The sequence below is a fragment of the Mucilaginibacter sp. Bleaf8 genome (genome assembly GCF_018390515.1).
In the GTDB taxonomy this organism is placed as follows: domain Bacteria; phylum Bacteroidota; class Bacteroidia; order Sphingobacteriales; family Sphingobacteriaceae; genus Mucilaginibacter.
This window is the reverse complement of sequence record NZ_JAHBBK010000002.1, coordinates 204,530-229,522: the sequence shown is the minus strand read 5'-3', so window position 1 is coordinate 229,522 and position 24,993 is coordinate 204,530. Positions and strand designations below refer to the sequence as shown.

Genomic DNA, 24,993 nt, shown 5'->3' with positions numbered 1-24,993 from the left:
TTTTATTTAAGTCTGCCTCCGAAACCAGCCTGCTTTATATTAAAGTAAAGGGGGTGTTTACCTAAGTATAATAATTACAATTATTAATGCTGGCAATCAATCTTAAGGAACCTGCCTCTCTTGGATAAACAACTTGGTGTATCATTTACTTAAGAACTTCTGCAATTTCCTTTTTCACCGCGTGCTCATCACCAGAGGCTATAATTATGTTTCCTTTTTTATCTATTAACACAAAATAAGGGAGGGAATGTACGTTATATTGTTGACCAACTCTACCTGATAAAGTTCCCGGTGGAGCGTCATCGATAACTTGCGTCCAGGGCATTTTCTCTTGATCGAGTGCTATTTTCCAGCTCTTCCAACTTTTGTCATCCGTTATGCTGATGATATTGAAACCTTTCTGATGATATTTCGCGTACACTTTTTTCCAGCCAGGAATGCCAGCCCTACAAGGCTTGCACCAACTTGCCCAGAAATCTAGCATAACAACAGAGCCCAGTGTTGTTGAAAGCTTAAATTTATTATTATCTCTTTTTAGTAAAGTAAAGTCAGGTGCAGGTTTACCAACCCGAATGTTTTCCAATCGTAACAATTCACTCATTAGCGACTCATAATAAACCGATGACTTTGCTGGACCGGAAAACTGACTTATAATCGACCTCAAATAGACAGACGAATTTTTACCTAATTCATGAAAATATTCTTTGAATATATAAACTGCTGGAATGGATGTAGGATGTTGTCGAACATAGTCTTCAACCCAAATTTTAAACTTTGGAGGAAGCGCCTTGCGAAGCGAATCGACCTTTTCATTAAAATAGGCTACAGAATCATTTTTGGCTAATCTCAATTTTCTGGTGAAATAAAGAAGTTCTGCTAAGCCTGTTCCCTTTTGATAACTATCGTAAACATCAGCGAACGGAGAGCCGGTCTCCTTAATTTGACGTATTAAGGGGTAATCTTTACCAGCAAAATAGTAATGCTCTGCACCGGCAGTGTCTATGTCAAAGGTGATACGCGGGGCATCTACAAACGCTGCAAATTCCCATTGTCCGGGGTTGAGCCTGAATACTTTTTGTTCGGGCAAATAAAGTTTTCCGCTGATGGAAAATTGTCCTTTGACAATATCAGCACTGTCGATCACCTTTCTATCGGACGAGAGGCTGTATATTTTTCCTGAATCGATACCGGTAATGTTGCCGTTAATTACATAGGTGGGACTATTAGTAATTTGTGCATAAGTCTGCAGCGAAAATAAAATAAGTAAAGGGAATGCGCTTAATACTTTGTTCATGTTGAACTTTGAAAGATTAGGTTGTTGCCGCCGATATGAAGTAGCGTGTTGGTAAAGTAGCTGTATTTAATTAAAAAAGCAAGGCTCATTGCCTTAAATTACCATTCCAAAAAACGACTTTTTTCTGATTTGGGTCCAAATCACAAACAGTAAGGAATCTGAGATAACCAACAGTGCTTTTAAATTGCCTAAAGCCTTTTTTTCGTTTTTATACCTGATTCTTATAATCTAAATTCAATATTCAACAAGCAGCACGTAGTTTATAATCCTGATTATCTGATAGAAGATGAAATTAAGCAAACTTAAATACAACGCTACCTTTTGGATCTAATACCAGCCTCCCGACAAGCTTGAACCCTAGCCCTCTCCTATCATTTAAGGCGGGTTTGAAGGATGATTTAACGATATTTGCCTATTCCACGGAAAAGATGGAATAATTTATTTTATTCAATCCTCAATTGGATCCGGTGCAGTTCTTTTTTTGGGATCGTGAACAGCAACACCAACCCTTGAATCGGCACAGCCATAGTAAAGAAACCATTTATGCTTAAACCACACCATACCTTCAATAAATACTGTGCCACTGGAATATTGTCCCTTCCTTTCAAATGCCTCCATAGGCCGAAAAAATGGCACATCCAAGCGTCCAATCATTTTTGTCAGATCATTTTTATCAAATAACAGCTGACCTGCAGAATAAGCCCCCCCACCAAATCTTTTATCACCACGAGTGCCATTGCTGTTTCTACCATTATAAAGCAGCACTACGCCCTTTTCTGTCATAATCGCCGGCGGACCACATTCTGTAAAATCACTATCAAAAAACCCGTTTCGCGGCGATGCCAGTTTTAATAATTTCCCTTCAGCATCTACCAACGGTGTCCAGTCAACAAGATTTACTGACGTTGCTGCATAAACATTTCTTTCCCCCCAGTACATAAAGTACTTGCCATTGATTTGCATGATGGTTTGCTTATCATTTTTAACCTGCGTTACAATAGATGCTGATTTGGTTGGTATGTTCATGAATTCACCATTAAACGCGTCCTGAAATATCGGCCCATGCTTTTTCCAATGAATAAGATCTTTAGAAGTAGCGGCGCCTAACCGAGGCACTTTGCGGTTCCATTGGGTGTAAATAACCAGGTAAGTACCATCTTTCGTAACCGCTACCCGTGGGTCTTCACATCCACCTGGCCACTCAAATTCCTTCTGATCATCATTGTCTGGATACAGAACGGGCTTGCCGCTTCGTTTAAATTCAAGGCCGTTCTTACTAACCGCATATCCTAAACGTGAGGTACGGGTACTGATTTTGATACCACTTTTATCTTCTGAGCGGTAAAGAACAACCACCTTTCCATCTTTAACCACTGCAGCAGGATTGAACGTATCGTTATCTTCCCATTTCGTTCTGGTATTCGACATTGGATCAAGAAATACAGAATTAGTATCGGGCGAAATGATGGGATTAACGCCTTTAGGTCTTACAAAGCCACCAATTGCCCAATCTGGCAATACATTCTTAGTTTGCGCGGAAGAACGTTCGCCAACCAACAAGGTAAGCAATAGAACAAATAAGCTATGTTGTAATTTTATATGTATCATATCTGGCTTGCTTTAATTTTTGATTGCTGTAACGTATTCTTTGGAGTTAAGTGCGGAGGTAACCAATACGAGGTCGCTTTTACTTGCTATCAGTGGAATTTCAACATTGATTTGCTTTACTTCGCCGGGAAGTAACGAAAAGAAATTGTTTGAAAAGTAGGTGGGCGGATAACTGTTTCCTTGGCGGTCCTGAACTCTTAGCTGTGTAAAAAAAGATAAGTTTTCAGAAGAATTGCGCACCACGACCTTTAAGATTGGTTTTCGGCCGATAAATTGCTTCTTTGCAGAAACATTTAGATCCGTTTCAGGCAGGTTGTTAATATCTTGAAAGCCCGAAACGGCCGGTCCGGTCATCGTCCAGGCTCCTTTATAAGTGTCAGTAGAGCGCCAGTAAAAAGCATCATTTACCAGCTTACCGCTTTTGTCGAGCAACTTTAACTTAATGAAATGCACTTTGGTGATGTCTTGAGGGAATGAAACCTGAATGGCATCTTTTACCACCCCATCCGCAGGAATGTTAATTGACGAAGAGGTAGACCAAACCGGCTTACTGTTGAAATCATAGACGGTTGCTTCGACCCGGTAACCGGCAAAAGACCTGCGATAATCGTTGTATACAGATACCGTATTCTTTAAATAATCGAACTGCGGGTGTAGCGGGGCTAACCCATTTTGAGAATAGTATAATGCGGCTGTGGGCTCCAGGTACCAATCATACATTCGTGAAGCGGTTTGTGGTAACGCACTGTTATGATACCAGAACAAGAACCCGGATGCCCATCGATCGCCAAAACCAAATTTGTTATAATTCCACGCCTCCCATATTGCTCTGAAATTCATTGCACCAACCAACTGCGCTTTTTGTGCATAATCTTTAATTGATGATGCTTCGCCATAATTATTGACAGCCTGTCTAAATTTTCCAGTTACGCCATGAAAACCATTGCCATCCAGGTAGTTCCAAACGGTATCGTTGATGGGCCACAGGTCTTTCTCGGGCATCATGCGCTGTAAAGAGGAAAGTACAGGTGTAGAGAGTGTACCATACTCGGGATTGAACCCGTCAACGCGGCTGCCCCGGGGCGATGCCGTATTTTCATAATACTGCATTGGATTTTCATACTTATACGGACTTCCGTCATGTACACCGCAGCACTCTGATTGTTCCTGATAGCCATGAGTGGGGTCAAGCTTGCTGATTAATACGCCAGCGCCGGGAACCTCCTTGCCTTCATTTGCACCTACATAATAGGCCACCGAAGCATGATTTCGGATACGCTTAACGGTACTGGTCAAGTTTTTAAAATACATTGCAGTATCTGACGGAAGCTTAGTGTCCGCAGTAACCCAGAATTCAGTCCAGACCAGAATCCCATATGTATCACACAACTGATAAAAATAATCGGACTCTGCTATGCCGCCGCCCCATAGTCTTATCAAATTCAGGCCGGCCTGCCGGGTATAGCGCAGCTCGGCTTGCGTACGGTATTCGCTGTTTCTGAGCATAGCCTCCGGAATCCAGTTTGTGCCCCTTATAAAAACGGGAACGCCGTTGACCAGAAACCTTCTCGACTTGTCGGGCGTGTTCTGATCGGTCTGAACCTCGCGTATACCAAACTTGGAAACCAAATTGTGTGAAACCTTATTTTGGGCGCTGATGAACCGAAGCGATAAAGTATACAGTGGCTGATTTCCTTTATTAACCGGCCACCAAAGCTTAGGTTTAGCAATCTTCAGGGCAGCGTATTCAGCCGGCGAGAACTGAACAGTTTTTGTTTCATTGGGTAAAAGTGTTATGGCTTTATTAAAGCGCTTTCCTGTTTCAATAATAACGCCAGACACCGTTCCTGTCTGTTTTTTGGCGGATGCGTTTTTTATTTCTACAGTAACCGTTTCACTTGCAGATGACGTATCCGGCAACGGAAGCTTGGTTTTCACAAACGCATTTTCCAGTACCACGTCGCCTGTTGCATATAATTCCACATCGCGCCAAATACCCGTATTACGGTCACGTATGCCATCATGCGCTGTAAAATCCCAGCCAACGCTCATTAGCATGGTTACGTCTTTTCCAATTTCACCATCTCCCCCATTATGATTTTCACCAACGGCGCCTGTCTTGTTTTTACCGGGCTTGAATGTAGTACCCGGATTGTCAACCGGCTGAACATCTACTGCTAAAATGTTATGGCCATTCCATTCAGCTATCCGGGTAATGTCAAAACTTTGATCATTGAACATACCGGCCATCTGCCCCAAACGCTGGCCATTTAACCAAATGGCGCAACGGTAATTTATTCCATGAAATTTCAACCACAACCGCTTTCCTTTGAACCTAGCGGGGATGCCAAACCCGGTTCTGAACCAATAATGATAAAACGCCCTCCCAACGTCAGAAATGTCGGGAATGAGTTTATTTGTTTTCCGGTTGTTATCACTAAAATAAGGTTCGGGATATACTTTATTGGCAACTAAACTATTGAGTACCGTGCCCGGTACAATAGCGTTGGTCCAGCGTGCGGTATTGTAATTGGATGTAGAGATGATTTCCCCACCTGCCTGAGCGTCGGCAGCCTTTACCATTTGCCACGAATAAGCGCCTCGGTGGGATTTCTGAGACCTCAAAAAAACTGAGTTTTCGGATGAATGTGATACGAGCGAGGCACTTCCTTGTGCTAATGCTATACCACAGGTTGCAATATAGGTTAGCATACACCATAAAATTGTTTTCATTCAGAATTTAGCAATTGGCTTATGTACTATAAGAGCACAATTGCCATCCTGAACTCACACGAGCGTAAAAGAAATATAAGACTTAGGAGATATTATATATCGTTGAAGAGAGTTGAATGTTTACGAAACGATGGGTTAAGTTGAAGTAAACGTTTATTGCAGCAAAAATGCGATGAGGATTCCAAGCGCAATATTCTTAGAATTTTGTTGGATAAATTTTTGGGCAATCGATATCTGGTTTTCAACCGTTCTTTTCGAAATAGCCAGTTTTTCAGCAATTTCTGTATTAGTTAGATTGCCAAGCCGGCTTAGCAGGAAAATCTCCCGGCATCGTGCGGGTAACGATGTTAGCAACGCCTCAATCTCGCTTTGCAAATTCAAATATCGTATTTTCTCTTCACCTGTATTTGTTACTACGATGCTGGAAGATAGCTTTTCATAATCTGCAACATAGGCTAACTTAAGTGATTGTTTTGCCTTGAGCACCTTGTACACATGGTAACGGGCACTGGTGGTTAAGTAATTTTTAAATGAAGCGATATCTATAACTTCCCTTTTCTGCCAAATATTAAAAAAGGTATCGTTGGTTATTTCCATAGCCACGTCCCTGTCATGCAGAAAGGAAAAAGCAGTTGTATAAACAGCCTGCCAATACTTATCGACCAGCGATTCAAAAGCAGAAACACTACCTGCTTTAATGGCTAACCATAAAGCAGCATCAGTAAAATTTTTATAAGGCATATAATCGGTTCCATAAAATTAGAATTAATTATCTTCAAATTAAAGATGCGGATACATAAATTTAACCGCAGGTATTGCAATTGATATACCTATAGCGCTGTTTGTAGGAAGCAAACGATCCCCACCTTAGGCTTATTAATCAGTGGAAATAGCCTATCAGCTATCATGCAGAACACCTTTTTACTTAAATTTTTTTAATCGTATGAGTTCGGTAGGTGAAAAAGTCTCTATATTATTAAAACCAATTGAAATTTAATTTTTGCCAGTTATTGTCTTAACCGACAGTTTTCATGACTAAAGAGGAATTTGTAGCGCTTTATGAAAAGTGCCAGACAGAACAATGCACCACTGAAGATTTACGATTGCTCGAAAAATATCAGGATGATTTTGAGTTGGAAGAAAGGCCATGGCTACCGGAGATGGGCGATAAGCAGCAATTAAGAAATCAGCTTTTAAGCGAACTCCGGGCAAAATTACCTTCGCCTAGAAAGGAGGCTCGTTCGTTATTTCGCAAAATGGCTTTTGCAGCCGCCATCCTTGCCTTTATTTCGACAGGTATATTTTTCTATCATCGATGGAACGGGCGTGCAGTAGATGTAAAGGATCATTTCACCAAAGTAAAGGATGAAAAAGCGCCCATACTGCCAGGAAGAAACAAAGCCATTCTTATACAAGCAAACGGAAACATGATTGACCTGGACGGATCGGGTAACGGCCATCTATCAAAAGAAGGGGGCGCGGACGTAACGAAGCTGGCCAACGGAAAACTGGTTTATAACAAAGGAGCCGTTCCAGAAGGCCAAAACATAACGGCCTATAACACCATAGCAACACCCCGGGGAGGTCAATATCAACTAACGCTTGCTGACGGAACATCTGTATGGTTGAATGCCGCTTCATCTTTAAAATTCCCTACCACCTTTTCTGGCCGGGAAAGAATGGTTGAGCTAACAGGAGAGGCATACTTTGAAGTTGCAAAAAATCGAAACATGCCATTTAGAGTATTAGCCAATGGGGTGAACGTAAAAGTTTTAGGAACACATTTCAATGTAATGGCCTACCCAGATGAAAACGCTGTTCAAACAACGCTTTTGGAGGGTTCGGTAAGGTTGCAGAAAGATAGTGCGGAAGTAATGCTGACCCCGGGAGAACAAGGACAGATACGACCTGGGGCGCGTGCATTCAAAGTCCGCGAAGTAAAAGTTAATGACGTTATCTCCTGGAAGAACGGTCTGTTTACGTTTGATAATGAAAACATAAAAACCATTATGCGAAACGTTTCCAGGTGGTATGATGTGGATATTGAATATGAAGGGCAGCTTGGTAAACAGAATTTTGGTGGATCGGTATCTAAATTCAATGATATTTCATACCTGTTGAAAACCCTCGAATTAACGGGAACCGTTCATTTTAAAGTAGACGGAAGGAGGATAACTGTTATGCCGTAATTTTTACTCTGCACCTAAAGTGGATTACTGCATAAACGAAAACCAGGAGCGTTGGCCCGCTCCCGGTAATCTGCCGTTAGGCGTAAGCAATCCCATCAATCGTACCAACAATCAATTACGAATTAACTTATTAACCAAATGTATAAATTTCTCCATGCATTTCCATGCAGGATACCCTCCTGCGTGCTTTTAAAACTCAGTCGTATCGTGAAGCTCGTGGTTATTATTGTTACCGCCTGTTTTTTGCAGGCCAGCGCGGCAACCTTCGCCCAGGTTATTAGTATTTCAGTTAAAAACGCCTCCATTACACAAGTGTTTGATAAGTTGAAGCAACAAACCGGTTACAACTTTATATACAACACCGAGATGCTAAGCGAGGCAAAGCCGGTGACCTTGTATTTAAAAAAGGTCCAGCTTAAAGATGCGCTTGACGAGATTTTTGCCAATATACCACTTACTTATGTCATTTACCAGAAAACGGTAGTTGTTCAGAAAAAACCTGCAGTTGTGCCAATTAGGGTTACAGCAATTACCGTTAATGGTATGGTTAAAGACACGGAAGGGCAACCGGTACCCGGCGTTACAGTTGCCGTAAAAGGGTCAACCGGTGGAACAGTTACCAGCCTTAACGGAACTTATACGATAAAACTGCCCGATGGAAACGAAACCCTTGTGTTTACAGCTATCGGTTTCGAACCGCTTGAAATAGCTGTTAACAACCAAACTCAAATAAATGTAACGTTAAAGAAAAAGGTCTCTACAATGAACGAAGTTGTAGTAGTAGGTTATGGTTCTCAGAAAAAGGCCGATGTTACAGGTTCTATAGCCTCTGTTAATGAAGAGGCATTAAAAAGCGTGCCTGCAAGCAATTTGCTGGGTGCACTTCAGGGCCAGGCACCGGGTCTGGATATTCAAAAAAGCGGCGGCAACAGCCACCCGGGATCAACCCCTTCCATATCTATCCGCGGACAGCGGTCATTAGGTGCATCTAATGATGTGCTTTACGTGGTAGATGGAATTCCCTATAACGGCACTTATATTAACGACCTGAATCAGGATGATGTAGTTTCGGTTCAAATATTAAAAGATGCATCGGCAACTGCCATTTACGGCTCAAGAGGCGCAAATGGTGTTATACTTATCTCAACCAGGCGCGGTAAAACCGGAGCACCTGTAATAACTTATAGTGGTTACGCCGGGGTGATGAAACCTTTGGGCTACTACGATGTGATGGAACCGGCAGAATATCAGGTTTATAAAAAGTGGGGCAGCTACAATGCAAACAATCCAAATGTTGCCAATGCGCCTAACCCTTACAACGGGATAGATGATCCCAAGTTTTATACCGACGGGATAACTTTTTTGCCGGCCGAACTTGCAGGCTTACAGAATGGAACGAATACGAATTGGCAAAAACTTATTTATAAAAATGGTTTGCGGACTAATCACCAATTGGGCGTTTCGGGCGGTACAGAGCAAACCAAGTATGCAATCTCGGCCGGATATTTTAATGAAACCGGGGTGTTTCCCGGACTATCTTTTCAACGCTACAGTTTTAAGGTAAGTATTGACCAGCAATTGGGCAAAATCTTTAAAGTCGGTGTTAGCTCACTTAATTCAGTAAGCCGCACCAACGGCGAGGGCATCAATCCAATATCCCAAGCCCTGCAATCCAGCCCGCTAACCGTTCCGTATGATGCGGCAGGCAATTTGATTCCGTTTCCGGGTGGTGGTTCTTTAATTTACAACCCGCTTGCCAATCTCGTTCCTGGTGCCGTTGTTCAGAACCGAACCCGTTATAACACCTTCACCACCGTATATGCCGAGGCCAAATTTACGCCTCATCTGAAATACAGATTTAACGGCGGCGTAGAACTAACACCTGAAACCTACGGTGATTTTTACAGCAGTGCTACTTTCCAAAACTTAAGTGGCCCATCAACCGCCCGGAACACCAACTATGATTACCACAACTTTACGCTGGAAAATCTTTTGGTTTACGAGAATACGTTTGCTCAAAATCATCACGTTACTGGCACCGGGCTTTTCAGCTATCAGCAGGATAACAAGTCTACCACGTCTCTGACCTATAATAATATCCTGGCAGATTATGCACAATATTACAACCCCGAGTTGGGTTCCAACTTTAAGGGAACAGGTGCATACTCCAAGTTCTCCATCGTATCTTTTATGGGCCGCATTAATTACGACTATAAAAGCAAGTACCTGCTTACGCTCACCATGCGCTCTGACGGGTCGTCCACGCTGGCTCCCGGTAATAAATATCACTTGTTCCCGTCCGCAGCAATTGGTTGGAACATTTCGGAAGAAAACTTTATGAAACAAATCAATGCCGTATCCAGCTTAAAACTACGCGTTGGCTATGGTACAGTGGGTAATGCAGCAGTTAGCCCTTATCAAACCCTGGGTGGCCTTGCTATTATCAACTACAATTACGGAACAACCAACACAACCGGCACTTACCCCAATAATGTACCTAATCCGAAGCTCGGCTGGGAGTATACGGCGTCGTTAAATATAGGTGTGGATTTCGGCTTGCTTAAAGAGCGTATAACCGGTACGGTAGATGTTTATCATCAAAAAACCAATGACCTGATACTTCCTCAAAATCTGCCGATCACCACGGGCTATACTTCGCAATTTTTGGCCAACGTAGGCAAAACGGAAAATAAGGGTCTGGAAATCACTATTAATTCGGTAAATATTAAGGCAAAGTCAAGAAAGGATTTCGGCTGGACAACCAATTTCAACATGACCTTTAACCGGAATAAGATTACTGCATTACAAAATGGTGTTACGCAAGACATCGGCAATAACCGGTTCGTTGGGTCACCAATAAACTCGTTGTATAATTACCAGCAGGTAGGTATCTGGCAAAATACCAGGGCAGACTCCGCCGAAGCCAGGCGCCTTAATCTGACCATGACTGGCGCAGGCTCTGTTATAGGCACCATCAGAGTAGCAGACTTAAACGGAGACGGTGTAATTAACTCCAACGACCGTACGATTGTAGGCACACGGCAACCAAAGTTTTTTGGCGGTTTTACCAACCGCTTCAGTTACCGGGGCATTGATTTGGCAGTGGTTGGCTCTTACCGCGTAGGCGGAACGCAAATAGCTACCTGGCTGCAGCCGGCCAGCAACGTTAATGTGCTTAACGGCAGGGCTAATAACTTAAATGTTGATTACTGGACGCCCTTCAATAACGCAAACAAGTATCCCAAACCTAATTTCAATTTAGGTTCACCCGCTTATGGCGACTTATTGGGTTACTATAACGCATCTTATCTAAAAATCAGGACCATCAGTTTAGGTTACACGTTCCCTTCAGTGATTGCATCGAAAATCAGGGCCAGATCTTTAAGACTGTACACCTCATTAAATGATGCCATCATCTTATTTTCTCCACTGCACAAGCAATTTAGCGGGGTCGACCCCGAATCGGCCGGTACGCTCGGGGTGGATACACCGCCGGTTAAATCCCTGTTATTTGGTTTAAACGTTTCATTTTAATTGATTTAGTAGACATGAAATCATTTCTATATCGAATTGTAGCTATCGCGTCAATAGCTATCGTTATTTCCGGTTGCACTAAGCAATTGATTGAAGATCCCAAATCTTCGCTTACACCGCAATATTTCAATACGGCACAGGGTTTCCAATCTGGGCTTGATGCTGCGTATGCAGGCAACCGTAATTTATGGGGATCAGAAAGTTTGATGACCATGACGGTGCCCGGAACAGATGAATTTAAATCAGGCGGCGGCGGAAACTCCAACTTTAATATTTATTCCAGCAGTTATGACTCCAGCAGTGGATTTTTGTCGGGTGTCTGGAACCCATGCTATACCTTCATTAATACCTGCAATGGTGTAATTGATAACGGCGCAAAGGTAACTGGCCTTGATGCCAACACGATTAGGCAGAAAGTAGCAGAAGCTAAGTTTTTGCGTGCCAATTATTACTTTCTATTAGTTAGATTTTTCGGGCCTGTAACGCTAAGCAAGAATTTTATCAGCGAACCCAGCACCAGTGCAGACAGAGCGCCAATTGCCGATGTTTATAACTTCATTGTGCAGGATTTGAAAGATGCGATTGCGGCCCTTCCTGCAAGCCCCACCCAGAACGGGGTATTACCAGGCAAGGCAACTGCGGCGGCCGCTTCGCACCTGCTGGCGAAAGTATATTTAACCAGAGCTTATTCATCTGCCAAACAGCCTGACGATTTTCAGAATGCTTACAATACGGCAAAAGGGCTTATTGATAATGTTGCAGCTTTGAACTTAGGCTTATTACCCGATTTTGGGTCCGTTTATGCAGAAGGTAACGAGGCTAACAAAGAAGTGCTTTGGAGCGTGCAGCACACTTCAAATTTGACTTATAATGCTATTAGCAATGAATTGAATTTTCATTACGTAATGGGCTATGAAAACTTTCCCGGTCTTGTTCGCTCCATGACATACGGGCGACCATATGCCCGTGTACAATTGACCAGTTGGCTGGCCAATGTTTGTTTTGCCGATAAAACTAATGACACCAGGTACTATAAAACTTTCCAATCTGTATGGCTATCCAATTCAGCCGATAAAATTCCGAAAGTTAATGGTGTACCGAAATACGCGCTGGGTGATACAGCCATTTATATGCCGGGGGTTGATGTTACCAACGCCAAAATCAATGCAAGCCGCTACTTATTAGTCCCTCCACGCAACTATACCTTACAGCTATACCCAACCATGACTAAATACCAGGACACCAGACGGGCCGGCATAAACGATCCGTCGGTTAGACCGGTAATCGTTTACCGTTTGGCAGAAACCTATTTGCTGGCTGCGGAAGCTGCGTTTAACCTGGGTGATAACGTTAATGCCGCTAAATACATCAATGTGGTAAGAGAGCGTGCAGCTTACCCCACAGGCAACACTGCGGCCATGACAATTACACCGGCACAAATTACGCTGGACTATATTTTGGATGAGCGTGCCCGCGAATTATGCGGGGAGCAAACCCGCTGGCTCGATCTTGTTAGAACAAATAAACTGATAGAGCGCGTTAAGCTTTATAATCCGGATGCCGCACCCAACATTCAGGAAAGGCATATTTTGAGGCCCATTCCGCAAAGTCAGATTGACCGCATAATTACCGGACCAAAATACCCGCAAAATAACGGCTTTTAACCTAAACCTTCCTTTTAACACTTACCTTTTACCCTTGAAATGATCAAAGGATTATATTAGCAAAAAAAGCAACCCTTTTGGGTTGCTTTTTTTTGCTAATGAATGATTATTCGCCAATTGGCACACTAAGCTTAGTGCCCAAGGCTACCGCCGTACCAAAATCGGGAGAACCATCCGCATTCCAGTTCAGTTTCTGCATTCGCGGCATACGCCCGCCATTGGATGTATTGGCTACGCTCCGGGCATGGTAGATGAACCAGTTTTCGGACTTCAATGTACCATTGCCATCAGTATAGCTGCTTGTAAAGAACCCATTATGCCCGGGCGCGTATACGGAGTTCGCGTCGTTTCTCACAAACACCTGCTTTTTATTTATCCAATCGGTGGCAATGGTTGGGTCTCCACCACTTTTCAGTTGTATCTGGGCAAGGCAGTAATTATCGCTGGTATACCTACTGGCCGAGTAGATAATGAAAACAGGGCTGTTCGCATCCTTGCTCAAAGCTTCAGGTCCCTCATTTACACCAGCTCCCAGGTTGCCACTCGGCTCGTACCTTTCCCAATTGTTGGTAGGCGATGATATTTTCACGCGTGTGCCCGTAATTGTCCACGGATTAAACATGGGTGCTAAGTAAAGATATTGCTTGTATTTTGAGGAAGTACTCTCCCAGCCCGACCACACAAAATAATTGTTTGTGCCAATGGTGAGTACGGTTCCGTCTATTGCCCACTGATCTGTTGTATCATGTATCCTGCCTTTAAAGGTCCACGTGCCTGTTGTAGGATCAGCGTTTGGATTTTCTATTACGAACATGTGATGGCTATCGTTAACGCCAGCCTCTGCGGCAGCAAAATAAATATACCACTTGCCCGACAAGAAGTACAATTCCGGAGCCCAGATGTTCACAGAATGGTCTGTACCCGTAGGAGGAGTCCAAACGGTTGTTTCACCTGCATTTGCCAGCAGAGACATATCCTGCGTTTTGCTTATGGCAATCTTATTTCCTTTGGTATAAAGGAAGTAGTAATAGCCATCCTTTTGCGCCACATAAGGATCTGGACGACTTGCGTTGATAACCGGATTTTGAAATTCAAGGTTGTGGAAGTCAAACCTATCCTGAGTTCCGGTTACCGTACTTTTTTGCCTGATCTTTGATCCGGGTGTGTTTGTTTCCGGGTCAATCACCATCTTCATGCCTGTTGCCTTGTTAGTGAGCGTATATATGCTTCCGCTACCTGCGTAAGACACGGCCCATCGCTGTGCATCTGTACCATCATCTGTTCCCTGCACCAGGATAGATCCTGATGTTGCATCGGGCGACTTTAAGCACTTGCTGCTGGTTAGGTTGACCAGCTTGTAATAGGTTGCATCCGTTTTGATCAATCGCCACTTTTGCCCGCCATTTGGAAACCATGACCATTGCTGAATTTGTTGATTTTCTGCCGTTGAGTTTCCGGTCACTTCTACAACCGGGCCGTAAGGCAAAGCCGAGCTTGCCCTTAACCTGTATACACCGCTATCTACCAACGTGCCTAACGCAGGTGCGGCATTTGTTTGATAACGCCCGGTTGGCCCTGCACCATTGGGTGCATTAAGTTGTGGTTGCTCTTTTAAACAAGCCGTAACGAGGAGGGTAATACTGGCAAGCGCCGTAAGTAATTTGTTTCTCATAATAAAAACTTTAGGTTAAAAAATATAATTGATTATTGGTAAGCTATGGGTAGGCAAACGCGGCTGGAAATATCGTTTCCTGCGGCGAGCGTACTGGTTGCATTGAAGCTGCGTTATGCTATATATGGATCCCCTTTCGGGGCGAGAAATGTATGGCTTAGCTATTGGTTAAGTCAAATAAACAGATAAGTAAAATTAATTTTATCTCAACTTTTTGTCGATGTGTATCAATGTACAGAGATGTTTTGTGCGTGTGCCGGTTTCCGATGAATTTATATCATTTGTAGCTTACCAAAGCATATTGCCCGGCTAAGCAGTAGTTAACTAGCCCAATGAGCATTGTACAAACTGTTCAACTTTTTGTCCATTCGTCTCAATTTTTTACATACCTGTAATCTCAGGGCCTTAAAACAACCCCATCATAGCATTTATTTAAAATCACAGAATTTATCAGCTATATCAACCCTTGCAGCGCGACGAACAAACCGGGCGTTTTGTTATATTTGAAGTTAACCGATTATGCGCCTTTACTTACGTTTGATATGCTCATTCACTTGGGTAATAATTGTTGCTTTTACCTGCCATGGACAGTCTTACTATTTTAAGCGGTTTCAGGTGGATGAAGGCCTATCGCATAATTCGGTTACCACCATATTACAGGACAGCAAGGGATTGATGTGGATTGGTACACGCGGAGGTTTAAACCGTTTTGACGGTTACACCTTTAAAACCATAAAAGATCCATCAAATCAGCTGGGTTACATAGGTAATAATCAGATCACGAGCATTACGGAGGATAGACAAGGCATGTTATGGATAGGCACCGGCAAGGGTTTATTCAGGTACGATCCCGTAAAGGAGCTTTTAACACCACTGGACATTGTTCCTAAGTTTTACATCAGAGGTTTGGTAATTGATGCTCAAAACAATTTGTGGCTTCTTTCAGGTTATGAACTGTTCAGGTATGATCCGGTTCGGAAGAAGCTTGAGGATATGAAGCTATTAGGTTTTTGTATTGCGATCGATAAAGAAATGAAAATCTGGCTGGGTACCGGCGATGGTAGTATCAAAATCTTTTCAACGCAAAACAGGTCGTTAAAAACCCTAAAGATCATCACAGACGGCGTTTCCGAACAGCAGAAATCAATCAGTAAAATACTACCGTTAGAGAATGGCAAGGTTTTAATCGGATGCTTTAAACTGGGATTAAAAAGCCTCGACATGCATACAGGGCAGGTTCAAACGATACCGTTAAGCAAAAGCGCCAAAGACGAAATATTTGTACGTGACATAACAGCCGCCAGCGATCATGAATTTTGGATTGCTACCGAGACAGGCATTTACATCTATAATTTTTTGAACAACACCAGCCGCAACATCCGCAAAAGTGCCGGCGACCCCTATTCAATTGCAGATAACGCAGTCTATACAATTTGCAAGGATCACCAAAACGGGATGTGGATTGGAACCTTCTTCGGTGGGTTGAATTATTATTCGCTCGATAACGCACGCTTCGAAAAGTTTTATCCGAAGCTCGGCGTTAACTCCATATCCGGCAATGCCGTTAGAGAAATCTGTTCTGATTACAAAGGCACTATCTGGATAGGCACTGAAGATGCGGGACTAAATAAACTTAACCCGAAGACAGGAAAATTCACCAATTATACAGTAACAGGCAGCAGCAAGGATCTATCATACCACAACATTCATGGCCTCATCGCGGTGAAGAATCAACTGTTTATAGGGCCATTCTTCAACGGTATGGAGATCATGGACCTCAATACCGAAAAGATAACTGACCGTTTTAAATATATCGGCAATAGAAATGACAATAAAAGCGATTTTATTTTGAGCATGTGTCTTACCCGTGATAGCACACTGCTTGTTGGAACAGCTTATAACGCATCGGGGCTATTTAAATACGACATCAAGAAAAAGACGTTCGACCGGATTAAACAAATACCCTATAATTCGTATGTGTTTGACATTTACGAAGATGACAAAGGCAATATCTGGACAGGCAGCGTATCTCAAGGGGTTTTTTATTACAACCCTAAAACCGGCAAAACCAACAACATACATTTTGGCAACACCAATAAAGCGAATTTCTTCGGTGAGTTTGCTGTGAGGTATATTTTGCAAGACAGCAACCATTTGATGTGGTTTGCAACTGAAGGAGGCGGACTCATTAAATTGGATGCAAACCTAAAGACCTTTAAGCGATATACCGTAAAAAATGGCTTGTTAAGCAACGTGATATTCAGTATACAGGAAGACGATGCCAAACATTTATGGATTACCACTACACGTGGACTGGCCTGCCTGGATCTGAAAACTGAAAAAATTATAACCTACACTAAAGCCAATGGATTGATTACCGACCAGTTTAATTACAGTTCGGCTTATAAAGATGGGAAAGGAAAAATGTATTTCGGATCGGTAAAGGGAATGATCGCCTTTAACCCGGCCGACTTTTTTAAACGGGAAACAAATCCGCCAACTTATATTACCGGCTTTCAGATTAACAACAAAGATATTGCACCGGATGAAAAAGCCGGGCCTCTTTCGCGCTCAGTTCTGTTTACAGACACCATTGTACTGGCACATGATCAAAGCAGCTTTAGTATTGAGTTTGCGGCACTAAACTACTCATCGCCCAATGTAACACGTTATAAATACCGCATGAAGGGCCTTGATAAGGAATGGACCTACCTTAATAGTAACCGCAAGGCTTATTTCACTGATCTGTCTGCCGGTGATTACACGTTTACGGTACAGGCAGAAAGTAATACCGGTAGCTGGACGGGAAAAGAACGTCGCTTGTTCATCAGGATTCTGCCCCCATTTTGGAAAAGTAGTACGGCCATTTGTTTTTATGTTCTTGTATGTGGCTTAAGCCTTTACTACGCGGTTCGAAGTTACCATGCCAACAACGAGCGCAGAAATACCAACAAGTTGCGGCTGTTTGAACATGAGAAGGAAAAGGAAATTTATCAGGCTAAAATTGAGTTCTTTACTAACATTGCTCACGAGATACAAACGCCGCTAACATTGATTGTCGGTCCGGTGGAATGGCTCATCAAAAAGACGGAAGACCAGCCGGGAATAAAGAAAAACCTGCTGATGGTAGAAAAGAATGCCAAGCGGCTCTCTGCACTAACAGCTCAACTTTTAGATTTCAGGAAAACCGAAATGCACCAGTTTGGGCTCAACTTCGTTAGTACCGATATTACGTTGCTGCTGAAAGAACAAGTCGCCATTTTTAGAAAGGAAGTGGAGAAAGCTAATATTCAGCTTGTTTTAAATACCCCTCAGGCCCATCTCAACGCGTTTGTTGATAGGGAAGCATTAATTAAGATTTTCAGCAACCTTATCTCCAATGCAATCAAATATGCCGCCACAAAGGCAACGGTATGTTTGTATCTGGCGGCAGATGCGTCGGATGAAAACTTTAGCGTTTGGTTCGAAAACGACGGAGATTTGATACCAGACGAATACCGTGAAAAAATATTTGAACCGTTTTACCGGCTAAAGGGCACAAACAAACCCGGTACAGGCATCGGGCTTTCTCTTGCTAAATCACTGGCAGAGCTGCACAATGGCCGCCTGCAACTGCTTGAAAATAGCCCCCAGATAACCGTTTTCGAATTGAGCCTCCCTATTCATCAGCAGTTTGAATTTAATTTAAGCACTTGGAAAAAAATGAAACAAGTATGAACGATAGCATCTTGATAGTTGACGACAACGAAGAAATTTTAGAATTTTTATCTGAAGTATTGACTGACAGTTACACCTTGCACCTGGCAACTGATGGCGAAAAAGCGCAGGCCATTCTTGCGAAAGAGATGGTTCACCTTATTATATCGGATATCATGATGCCGGGTATTGATGGCTTCGAGCTGTGCAACCAATTGAAATCCAACGTGGATTTCTGTCACATTCCCATTATTCTGTTAACGTCAAAAAATACGTACAGCGCCCATATTGAGGGCTTGGAAGCAGGTGCTGATGCCTACGTTCAAAAGCCGTTTTCACCCGAATTGCTACAACATCAGATAGCTAATTTGTTGCGAAACCGGAAAAAGGTCAAAGAACATTTTTCCGGTTCTCCTTTTGAAGACATCAGGGTTATGGCGCATTCGAAAACGGACGAAGCTTTTCTGAAAAAATTAGACGAGTACATCCGCAAGAACATGAAAGACCCCAATCTGGATGTCGAGAAGTTATCGGATCATATGATTATGAGCCGACCTACCTTCTACCGTAAAATCAAGTCGCTTTCATCACTTTCTCCCAAAGGGTTAATTGACTTAACGCGGCTTAAGAAAGCAACCAGCCTTATAGCCGAAGATCAGTACAGTTTGTTTGAAATATCCAAGGCTGTAGGATACAGCTCACAAAGTCTTTTGACACGAAAGTTTCAGAAATATTTCAAAGTTACACCAATGGAATATTTCAATTCTTTGCCGAGAGAAGCCAGGCAGTAGCGTGCTAAAAAGCGGTAATAGTTGCAGCTTGTGGCGTTAACTATTACCGCTCGTCAATCCGGCAATTGCCTGTTACTTTAATTCCCTGATCTTTATATTCCGGTAACTTACCTCGTTACCGTGATCCTGTAATAAGATGTGACCTTTATCGGCTTCGCCAAAATCTTTCCAAACCTTGTGCTTGCTTAATTTTACCAGCTCGCGATATTCCGGCGATTTGCGTTCATACTCCAAAACTTTAACGCCGTTTAGCCAATGCTCAACGTGATTGTTGGGGTAAATTATAATTTTACCTGTGTTCCATTCGCCAATGGGCTTAACTGCACCCGCTTTTGTTGAGGTCTTTAAATCATACAGCGATGCCAACGTGCGGTTTCCGTCGCGGCCCAGTTTTGCATCCGGATGAACATCATCATCAAGAATCTGGTACTCCAGGCCAATTGCCGACGCGCCTGATTTTTCTTGAAGTGTAACAAAGTATTTTACGCCGCTGTTAGCACCGCGGGTAAGCTTAAAGTCAAAGCTCAGCTCAAATGCCCCATATTCGCCGGTTGTAACAATGTCGCCAACGTTTTTAGATTCCGCTCCGTTAGCAGCCTGAATTGTTAATGTACCATCTTTAATTATCCAGCCGTTTGCAGCCGTTGGAAACGTATCAGCATTAGCACTGCGCCAGCCTTTGCTGCTCTTTCCATCAAATAGCAACTTCCATCCGGCTTTTTTTTCAGCAGGTGTAAGTGTGTTCAGTTGTGCCGATGCTGTAAAGCCAAGTAGCATAAAAAGCGCAGCACATTTTAATGTTTTACGGTAGTTTATAAATTTCATATGTGTGTTATTTTTTCAGATTTTTAAGGTATTGGATACTTAAGGGCACTTGTTCTAATGCCAAACTGCTCTCATCTTCCAGGTAATAATGCTGTATCCCGGCCTGGCGGGCTGCCTTGATTACTGCAGGAATATCAATTTGTCCGGCTCCTAACACAACGTTATTATCATGATCAGTTTTTCCCGATGTATTTCGGGCAACATCTTTCTTCAGGTCTTTCAAATGCAATGCCTTATAACGTTGGGGATAAGTATTAATTAACCTTGCAGGATCCATGCCTGGCAAGTAAGCCCAAAGAATGTCCAGTTCAAAGCTTACGTATTCGGGATTAGTGTTCTGGACCATGTAGTCATATAACGTTCCATTTTCATACGGAGCAAATTCATCACCGTGGTTATGGTATAGCAATTCAAGTCCATATTCCGTTTTCAACAGCTTTCCAACGCGGTTAAACTCAGCAACGGCATTTTGGGCGTCGCCCGGTGTTAAAGCCGGGCCTTTATGCGGAATGCTCCCTAAATGGATGTACTGTGCGCCCAAAGCTTTGGCAGCGACTGCAACTTCGGTAGTTTTGTTGATAACATCGTTCCACCCGGTGCCAAATACAGAGCATTTTAAGCCCCGTTCATCCAGCATCTTACGAAGCGCTTCCTGTTCCAGTCCGTATAGCTTGGAGAATTCTATATCTTTAATTCCAAGATTGCGAATTATATCTAAAGTTGCAGGTACGTCCTTGGTGAAGTTTGACCGGAAAGTATACGATTCGATACCCGGTGCCTCTGGAAACAACAGCTTTTTACTTTGCGCTTTTAATTTATATATGGGCAAGGTAACCGCCAACAGAGCAGCTGTAAGAACTGTAGCTTTTACTATTGAAAATTTCATATCGGTTTGGAAATCATTTCGATTTTTGTTCGTTGGAGAGATACATCCCCGCAAAGCTCTTGGCTGAAGCATTCAACAGTTGTTTTGAGGGCGTTTGCGTGCCTTGATTGATGAGTATCCTGAATTTGAACGTAACTGATTTTCCTTTTTCTAATTTTAAATTTTTAGCGGACAGGCCATTGGTAAAAATCTGCTCCCCTAATGGGTTCGCTGCAAACAGACCATATCCTCGGGCATGCCAAAAAGTAGGATAACTTGGGTTATCCGGATGATCAATGATAGTTACGCTCACCGAGTCGGCACCTATTTTGCCGAATGCGTTACACCATACAGCGCGGCTGCTCCAAGCGTCGTTGCCCGTTTTACCCTCACTGGTTATATAATTACCTGTCGGCACCTGATCCGAACCTCCTTTTACAACCGTGACGATGCCTTTGCTATCGCTAAAGCTTTCATCCTTTTGAGTAGGCATTTGCAGTTCATGTGCCAGGCGCAACCCCAGCAGGCCATCTTTTGCATCCTTAAATAGCGCAACCTGCACAGCTTTTAATGTAGTAATGCGGTCTATTTGCCGGGTGGTTTTGCTTCCGCTGAATACAAAGCGCGTGGTTTCTGTTAAGATCACATGCCCCGCCTGGTCCGTCCAGTCGGCAGTATAGGCCAGTACTCCACTTTTACCGCTTCTTACTTCTTTTATATTTTTGGTTCTGATCCAGCCATAATGGCTCTTTTTGGCCGCAGGAATTGCATATGAGTTGTTCCAGAAGTCTAAACCGTTTACGTTTTCGAAGTTAAACCACAGCCCGATATGATGGGGATGATCAGTAGGATCTCCCGGCCTTGGATCAAGCGGAAATCCACGTGTGACCACCTTTCCTCCTGCTGTCCGTAAAGGGTACAAAACGGGTTTCTCTAAAGAATCAGGATACATAAAAGTGGTAAACGGTTTACCGCCTATCAGCACCTCTACTTTTTGTTCCTTATCGTACCGTTTAATGTCAACTGCTTCATCCTGAGCGATAGCTGCAAATGACGAACAGAACATCATGAAGACTAAGCAGGTTACGTTTTCGGCTGGGAGCATGGTAATTAGTATTTGAAGACTTTATTGTTCACCATAACCTCCTGGGTTTTCTCATCAAAGGTTGCTTTAGACCCGGTATGCGCCGCTGCCGTTGTCATGATGTTGGCAATGCTGTGGCTGTAACCCGCTTCAACCGGGGCATTTGGCTGCTTGCGGCTGCGTACGCATTCCATCCAATTACGTATGTGGTTAGAAGTGAGGCTATCACCACCGGTATTGGCCGAGGCTACCACCTGTTCTGAATTATCTAAGCTTACTTCCGGTAACAAATTCGCTTCCATATTCATTGCTGCCGCGGCTTTTTGGGTCAGTCCGCCTTTGGGCGAAATTTTGTTGGTAATTAGATTAAGTTCGCCACCGTTTGAGTAGTAAATTTCTGCCGGATGCTCATCGCCGTTGTGCATGCGAGACCCGAAGGTTACCTGAAAGCCTTTGGTAAGGTCATCCTGCGGCCCGTAATCAAAAGCCGCCATAATGGTATCCCAATTACGTCTGCCATCTTTCCACTGGTAAATTCCCCCGTTGGCTACCACACTGCGTGGATGTTTTAAGCCGGTGAACCAATGCACTGTGTCTATCTGATGGCTCATCCATTGCCCGGGCAAGCCAGACGAGTAAGGCCAAAACAAGCGGTATTCGAGATAGATGCGCGGATCGAATTTTTCAAACGGGCGATTCATTAAAAAGCGTTTCCAGTCGGTATCCTGCTCTTTTAATTGCGGCAGAAGCTCCGGACGGCGCCAGCGGCCGGGCTGATTTACATTCCAGGTAAGCTCCACCATGGTTATAGGTCCAAATTTACCGGATTTAATAAAGTCGTTAGCTGCATGGTAATTGGCACCACTGCGGCGCTGTGAACCTATTTGCACAATTTTACCGGTTTCCTTTACTGCTTTCAGGGCTGCTTTATTGTCATCCATGGTTTCAGCAAAAGGCTTCTCAACGTAAGCATCACAACCGGCTTTTACAGCTTCAATAGTATGCAGGGCGTGTTGAAAGTCGGCTGTCCCGATAAATACAGCATCGACCGTTTTACTGCTGTATAGTTCATCGTTATTCCGAAATGCCTTTACATCATGCTGCATCTTATCCTTCCATAGCGCGGCCCCTTCTTCTCGTCGCTTTTTCCAGATGTCGGATACAGCTACAATCTCGAAGTTAAGCTCTTTGTAATGATTCAGGAAACATGGCATGTGCGAGGACCGGTGGCGGTCGGAAAACCCCACTACGCCAACGCGTACCCGGTCATTGGCACCAATAATGCGTTTATAACTTTTGGCGCTCCAGCTCGTTTTACTAAGCAATACGCCGGCCCCGGCTATAGATGCCTGCCTGATGAATTGACGACGGGTATTCTCCATCATTATTTAAGTTTAATTTGAACAGTAAGGATAATTGGCGATTCACGGCTATAAGCCGGCTATTCTCAAATATCGGTGATAAATCTTGTAGATGTACTATCTTACTTCAAACATCTCACGCCCATACCCCTCTGCAAGCCAGCAAAACACCACATTATCAGTTAATTAAAATCAACAGCAGAAATCAATCGTTTGAATTATGAGACGAATCCACAAAAAAATGAACAGTTTTTTGTAACGGTTTACTTCAAATGCAGCGAGTTCTACAGGCAAAGCCTATCATTACAGGAAACATAAGGCAAGCAATAGCTCATATAAAAGGGGTATGCTTCTTATGCTTTATTTATTTGAGGGGGAGGTAAGGTAGTTGACGTAAATGCAGATGGGCTTGTAAAGCTTAGATAACTTTGAGCGCGGAACAAATCCGTGCTCAAAGTATTAAGGATGTTTTCGGCTTAACTATCTTGTAGGGTTATTTTTCAAGTAAAGCTACCGTACACCATAAATACGGAGCCTGTCCATGGTAATCTCCGGTGTGTCTTGGACGATCGTAATAATATTGTTTATCATTCTTTTTATTCGTTCCAACACAAACCTCGGTTACATTTCCATCCTCATTGATGTATGGAACCATAGCCATCCAGGCTTTCCGTGCAACTGGCCCGTATTCTTTTTCATTTAACCATCCCGCCTTTACTCCCGAAATCATGGCAAAGGTAAACATGGCAGTTCCTGAGGTTTCTGCCCAAAAGCCCGGCTCATCTATTAACTGGTTCCACATACCACTTTTTGTCTGGAAGTTTTTGAGGCTTTTCATCATTGCTTGATAACCTTTTAATATACGGGGGCGGTATTGGTTGTTTTTGGGAAGCTCTTTAAGCAATTCAGTCATTCCTGCGGCCATCCACCCGTTACCGCGCCCCCAATAAAATGGCGCATCGGGAGCATGATAAAATAAACCATTAGGCTTTTGCAGTGAATCCAGATAAAGAACCATCTCTTTTGCTGCACGGTCTATGTACTTTTTATCGCCTGTAATTCTGTAAGCCTGCGTTTGTACGATGGTTATCATGTACATATCATCAATCCATAGGCGGGTTTGCCAGGAGTAACCCTTGTTGGCCCAGGCTTTTTCGGTTGCATTTGCATTTTCGGGTACTATCCATTGCGTTTCTGCATAAGGCAGGGCAACATCCAGATAGCGCTTGTCTTTAGTTACCTTATAAAGTTCAAAAGGCAAGCTTCCGAACATGTTAACATCCACATGATTCATGATAGGCAAAAGCTGTTTTTCCGTTGTGAATAATGGCTCAAACCTTGCCTGTAGCTTGTTTATCAATTCCTGATCTTTAGTAAGTGACGCAAACTTTAAAGCACCCATCCAGTTAAAAACTTCCGGGTAGCCAATCCACTTGCCCATATGCAGCGCATGTTTACCCTCAACGAAACGGTTAGCCAAACGTTTGCCAACTACTTCCGGCTCATACCCACTTGGAAAATCCTTGAGGGTTTTAGATTGCGCAAACAGTAATTGGAAGGGTAGTAATAGTAGTAGTGTCAGTAATTTCTTATTCATGAGTAACTTTATTGCTTAAAAATTTTATTGATTTTGTCCTGTGAGTTCGGTGTTTCTTGTGGTTAATTAGATTAGAAACA

At 43.2% G+C, this 24,993-nt stretch carries 15 protein-coding genes; 5 read left to right on the top strand and 10 right to left on the bottom strand.

Features of this window, described 5'->3' with window-relative positions; translation table 11 throughout:
* Positions 1 to 145 precede the first annotated feature (145 nt).
* The 4 genes from KHS38_RS09915 to KHS38_RS09900 all read right to left on the bottom strand — a co-directional run bounded on the left by KHS38_RS09915 (position 146) and on the right by KHS38_RS09900 (position 6,376).
* On the bottom strand, positions 146 to 1,294 hold the full coding sequence (locus KHS38_RS09915) for a TlpA disulfide reductase family protein (protein WP_213488406.1): 1,149 nt from the start codon (positions 1,292 to 1,294) through the stop codon (positions 146 to 148).
* A 447-nt stretch (positions 1,295 to 1,741) separates the two neighbouring features.
* A complete protein-coding gene (locus KHS38_RS09910; protein ID WP_213488405.1) occupies positions 1,742 to 2,902 on the bottom strand; it encodes a beta-1,2-mannosidase in 1,161 nt (386 codons plus the stop codon).
* Positions 2,903 to 2,914: 12 nt separating this feature from the next.
* The gene (locus KHS38_RS09905; protein ID WP_213488404.1) at positions 2,915 to 5,635 is read right to left on the bottom strand and encodes a glycoside hydrolase family 2 protein; all 2,721 of its coding nucleotides are present in this window, start codon (positions 5,633 to 5,635) and stop codon (positions 2,915 to 2,917) included.
* A 153-nt stretch (positions 5,636 to 5,788) separates the two neighbouring features.
* Positions 5,789 to 6,376 (bottom strand): sigma-70 family RNA polymerase sigma factor, encoded by a 588-nt coding sequence (locus KHS38_RS09900; protein ID WP_213488403.1) that lies wholly within the window; start codon positions 6,374 to 6,376, stop codon positions 5,789 to 5,791.
* A 290-nt stretch (positions 6,377 to 6,666) separates the two neighbouring features.
* Here KHS38_RS09900 and KHS38_RS09895 point away from each other — a divergent pair, with 290 nt between their 5' ends.
* The 3 genes from KHS38_RS09895 to KHS38_RS09885 all read left to right on the top strand — a co-directional run bounded on the left by KHS38_RS09895 (position 6,667) and on the right by KHS38_RS09885 (position 13,022).
* On the top strand, positions 6,667 to 7,824 hold the full coding sequence (locus KHS38_RS09895; RefSeq protein ID WP_213488402.1) for a FecR family protein: 1,158 nt from the start codon (positions 6,667 to 6,669) through the stop codon (positions 7,822 to 7,824).
* 138 nt (positions 7,825 to 7,962) lie between these two features.
* Positions 7,963 to 11,358, top strand: coding sequence for a TonB-dependent receptor (locus KHS38_RS09890; RefSeq protein WP_213488401.1), 3,396 nt, complete (start codon positions 7,963 to 7,965; stop codon positions 11,356 to 11,358).
* A 14-nt stretch (positions 11,359 to 11,372) separates the two neighbouring features.
* The gene (locus tag KHS38_RS09885; protein WP_213488400.1) at positions 11,373 to 13,022 is read left to right on the top strand and encodes a RagB/SusD family nutrient uptake outer membrane protein; all 1,650 of its coding nucleotides are present in this window, start codon (positions 11,373 to 11,375) and stop codon (positions 13,020 to 13,022) included.
* Between the two features lie 106 nt (positions 13,023 to 13,128).
* Here KHS38_RS09885 and KHS38_RS09880 read toward each other — a convergent pair whose 3' ends face one another.
* Positions 13,129 to 14,694, bottom strand: a complete 1,566-nt coding sequence (locus KHS38_RS09880; RefSeq protein WP_213488399.1) for a family 43 glycosylhydrolase — start codon at positions 14,692 to 14,694, stop codon at positions 13,129 to 13,131.
* A 519-nt stretch (positions 14,695 to 15,213) separates the two neighbouring features.
* Between KHS38_RS09880 and KHS38_RS09875 the strand changes: the two genes are divergently transcribed.
* Both KHS38_RS09875 and KHS38_RS09870 read left to right on the top strand, forming a co-directional pair.
* A complete protein-coding gene (locus tag KHS38_RS09875) occupies positions 15,214 to 18,411 on the top strand; it encodes a ligand-binding sensor domain-containing protein (RefSeq protein WP_213488398.1) in 3,198 nt (1,065 codons plus the stop codon).
* Positions 18,408 to 19,181: a response regulator transcription factor gene (locus tag KHS38_RS09870; RefSeq protein WP_213488397.1), complete on the top strand. Its 774-nt coding sequence runs from the start codon at positions 18,408 to 18,410 to the stop codon at positions 19,179 to 19,181. Before KHS38_RS09875 ends, KHS38_RS09870 begins: the two co-directional genes overlap by 4 nt.
* A 72-nt stretch (positions 19,182 to 19,253) precedes the next feature.
* On the opposite strand, the gene KHS38_RS09865 is transcribed toward KHS38_RS09870, so the two are convergent.
* The 5 genes from KHS38_RS09865 to KHS38_RS09845 all read right to left on the bottom strand — a co-directional run bounded on the left by KHS38_RS09865 (position 19,254) and on the right by KHS38_RS09845 (position 24,913).
* On the bottom strand, positions 19,254 to 20,006 hold the full coding sequence (locus KHS38_RS09865; protein WP_213488396.1) for a 3-keto-disaccharide hydrolase: 753 nt from the start codon (positions 20,004 to 20,006) through the stop codon (positions 19,254 to 19,256).
* 7 nt (positions 20,007 to 20,013) lie between these two features.
* Positions 20,014 to 20,892, bottom strand: a complete 879-nt coding sequence (locus KHS38_RS09860; RefSeq protein ID WP_213488395.1) for a sugar phosphate isomerase/epimerase family protein — start codon at positions 20,890 to 20,892, stop codon at positions 20,014 to 20,016.
* A gap of 13 nt (positions 20,893 to 20,905) precedes the next feature.
* Entirely contained in the window at positions 20,906 to 21,976 is a 1,071-nt protein-coding gene (locus KHS38_RS09855) for a DUF6807 domain-containing protein (RefSeq protein ID WP_213488394.1), read from the bottom strand.
* A gap of 5 nt (positions 21,977 to 21,981) precedes the next feature.
* Positions 21,982 to 23,337, bottom strand: coding sequence for a Gfo/Idh/MocA family protein (locus KHS38_RS09850; protein WP_213489044.1), 1,356 nt, complete (start codon positions 23,335 to 23,337; stop codon positions 21,982 to 21,984).
* A 472-nt stretch (positions 23,338 to 23,809) separates the two neighbouring features.
* Entirely contained in the window at positions 23,810 to 24,913 is a 1,104-nt protein-coding gene (locus KHS38_RS09845; protein ID WP_213488393.1) for a glycoside hydrolase family 88/105 protein, read from the bottom strand.
* Positions 24,914 to 24,993 lie beyond the last annotated feature (80 nt).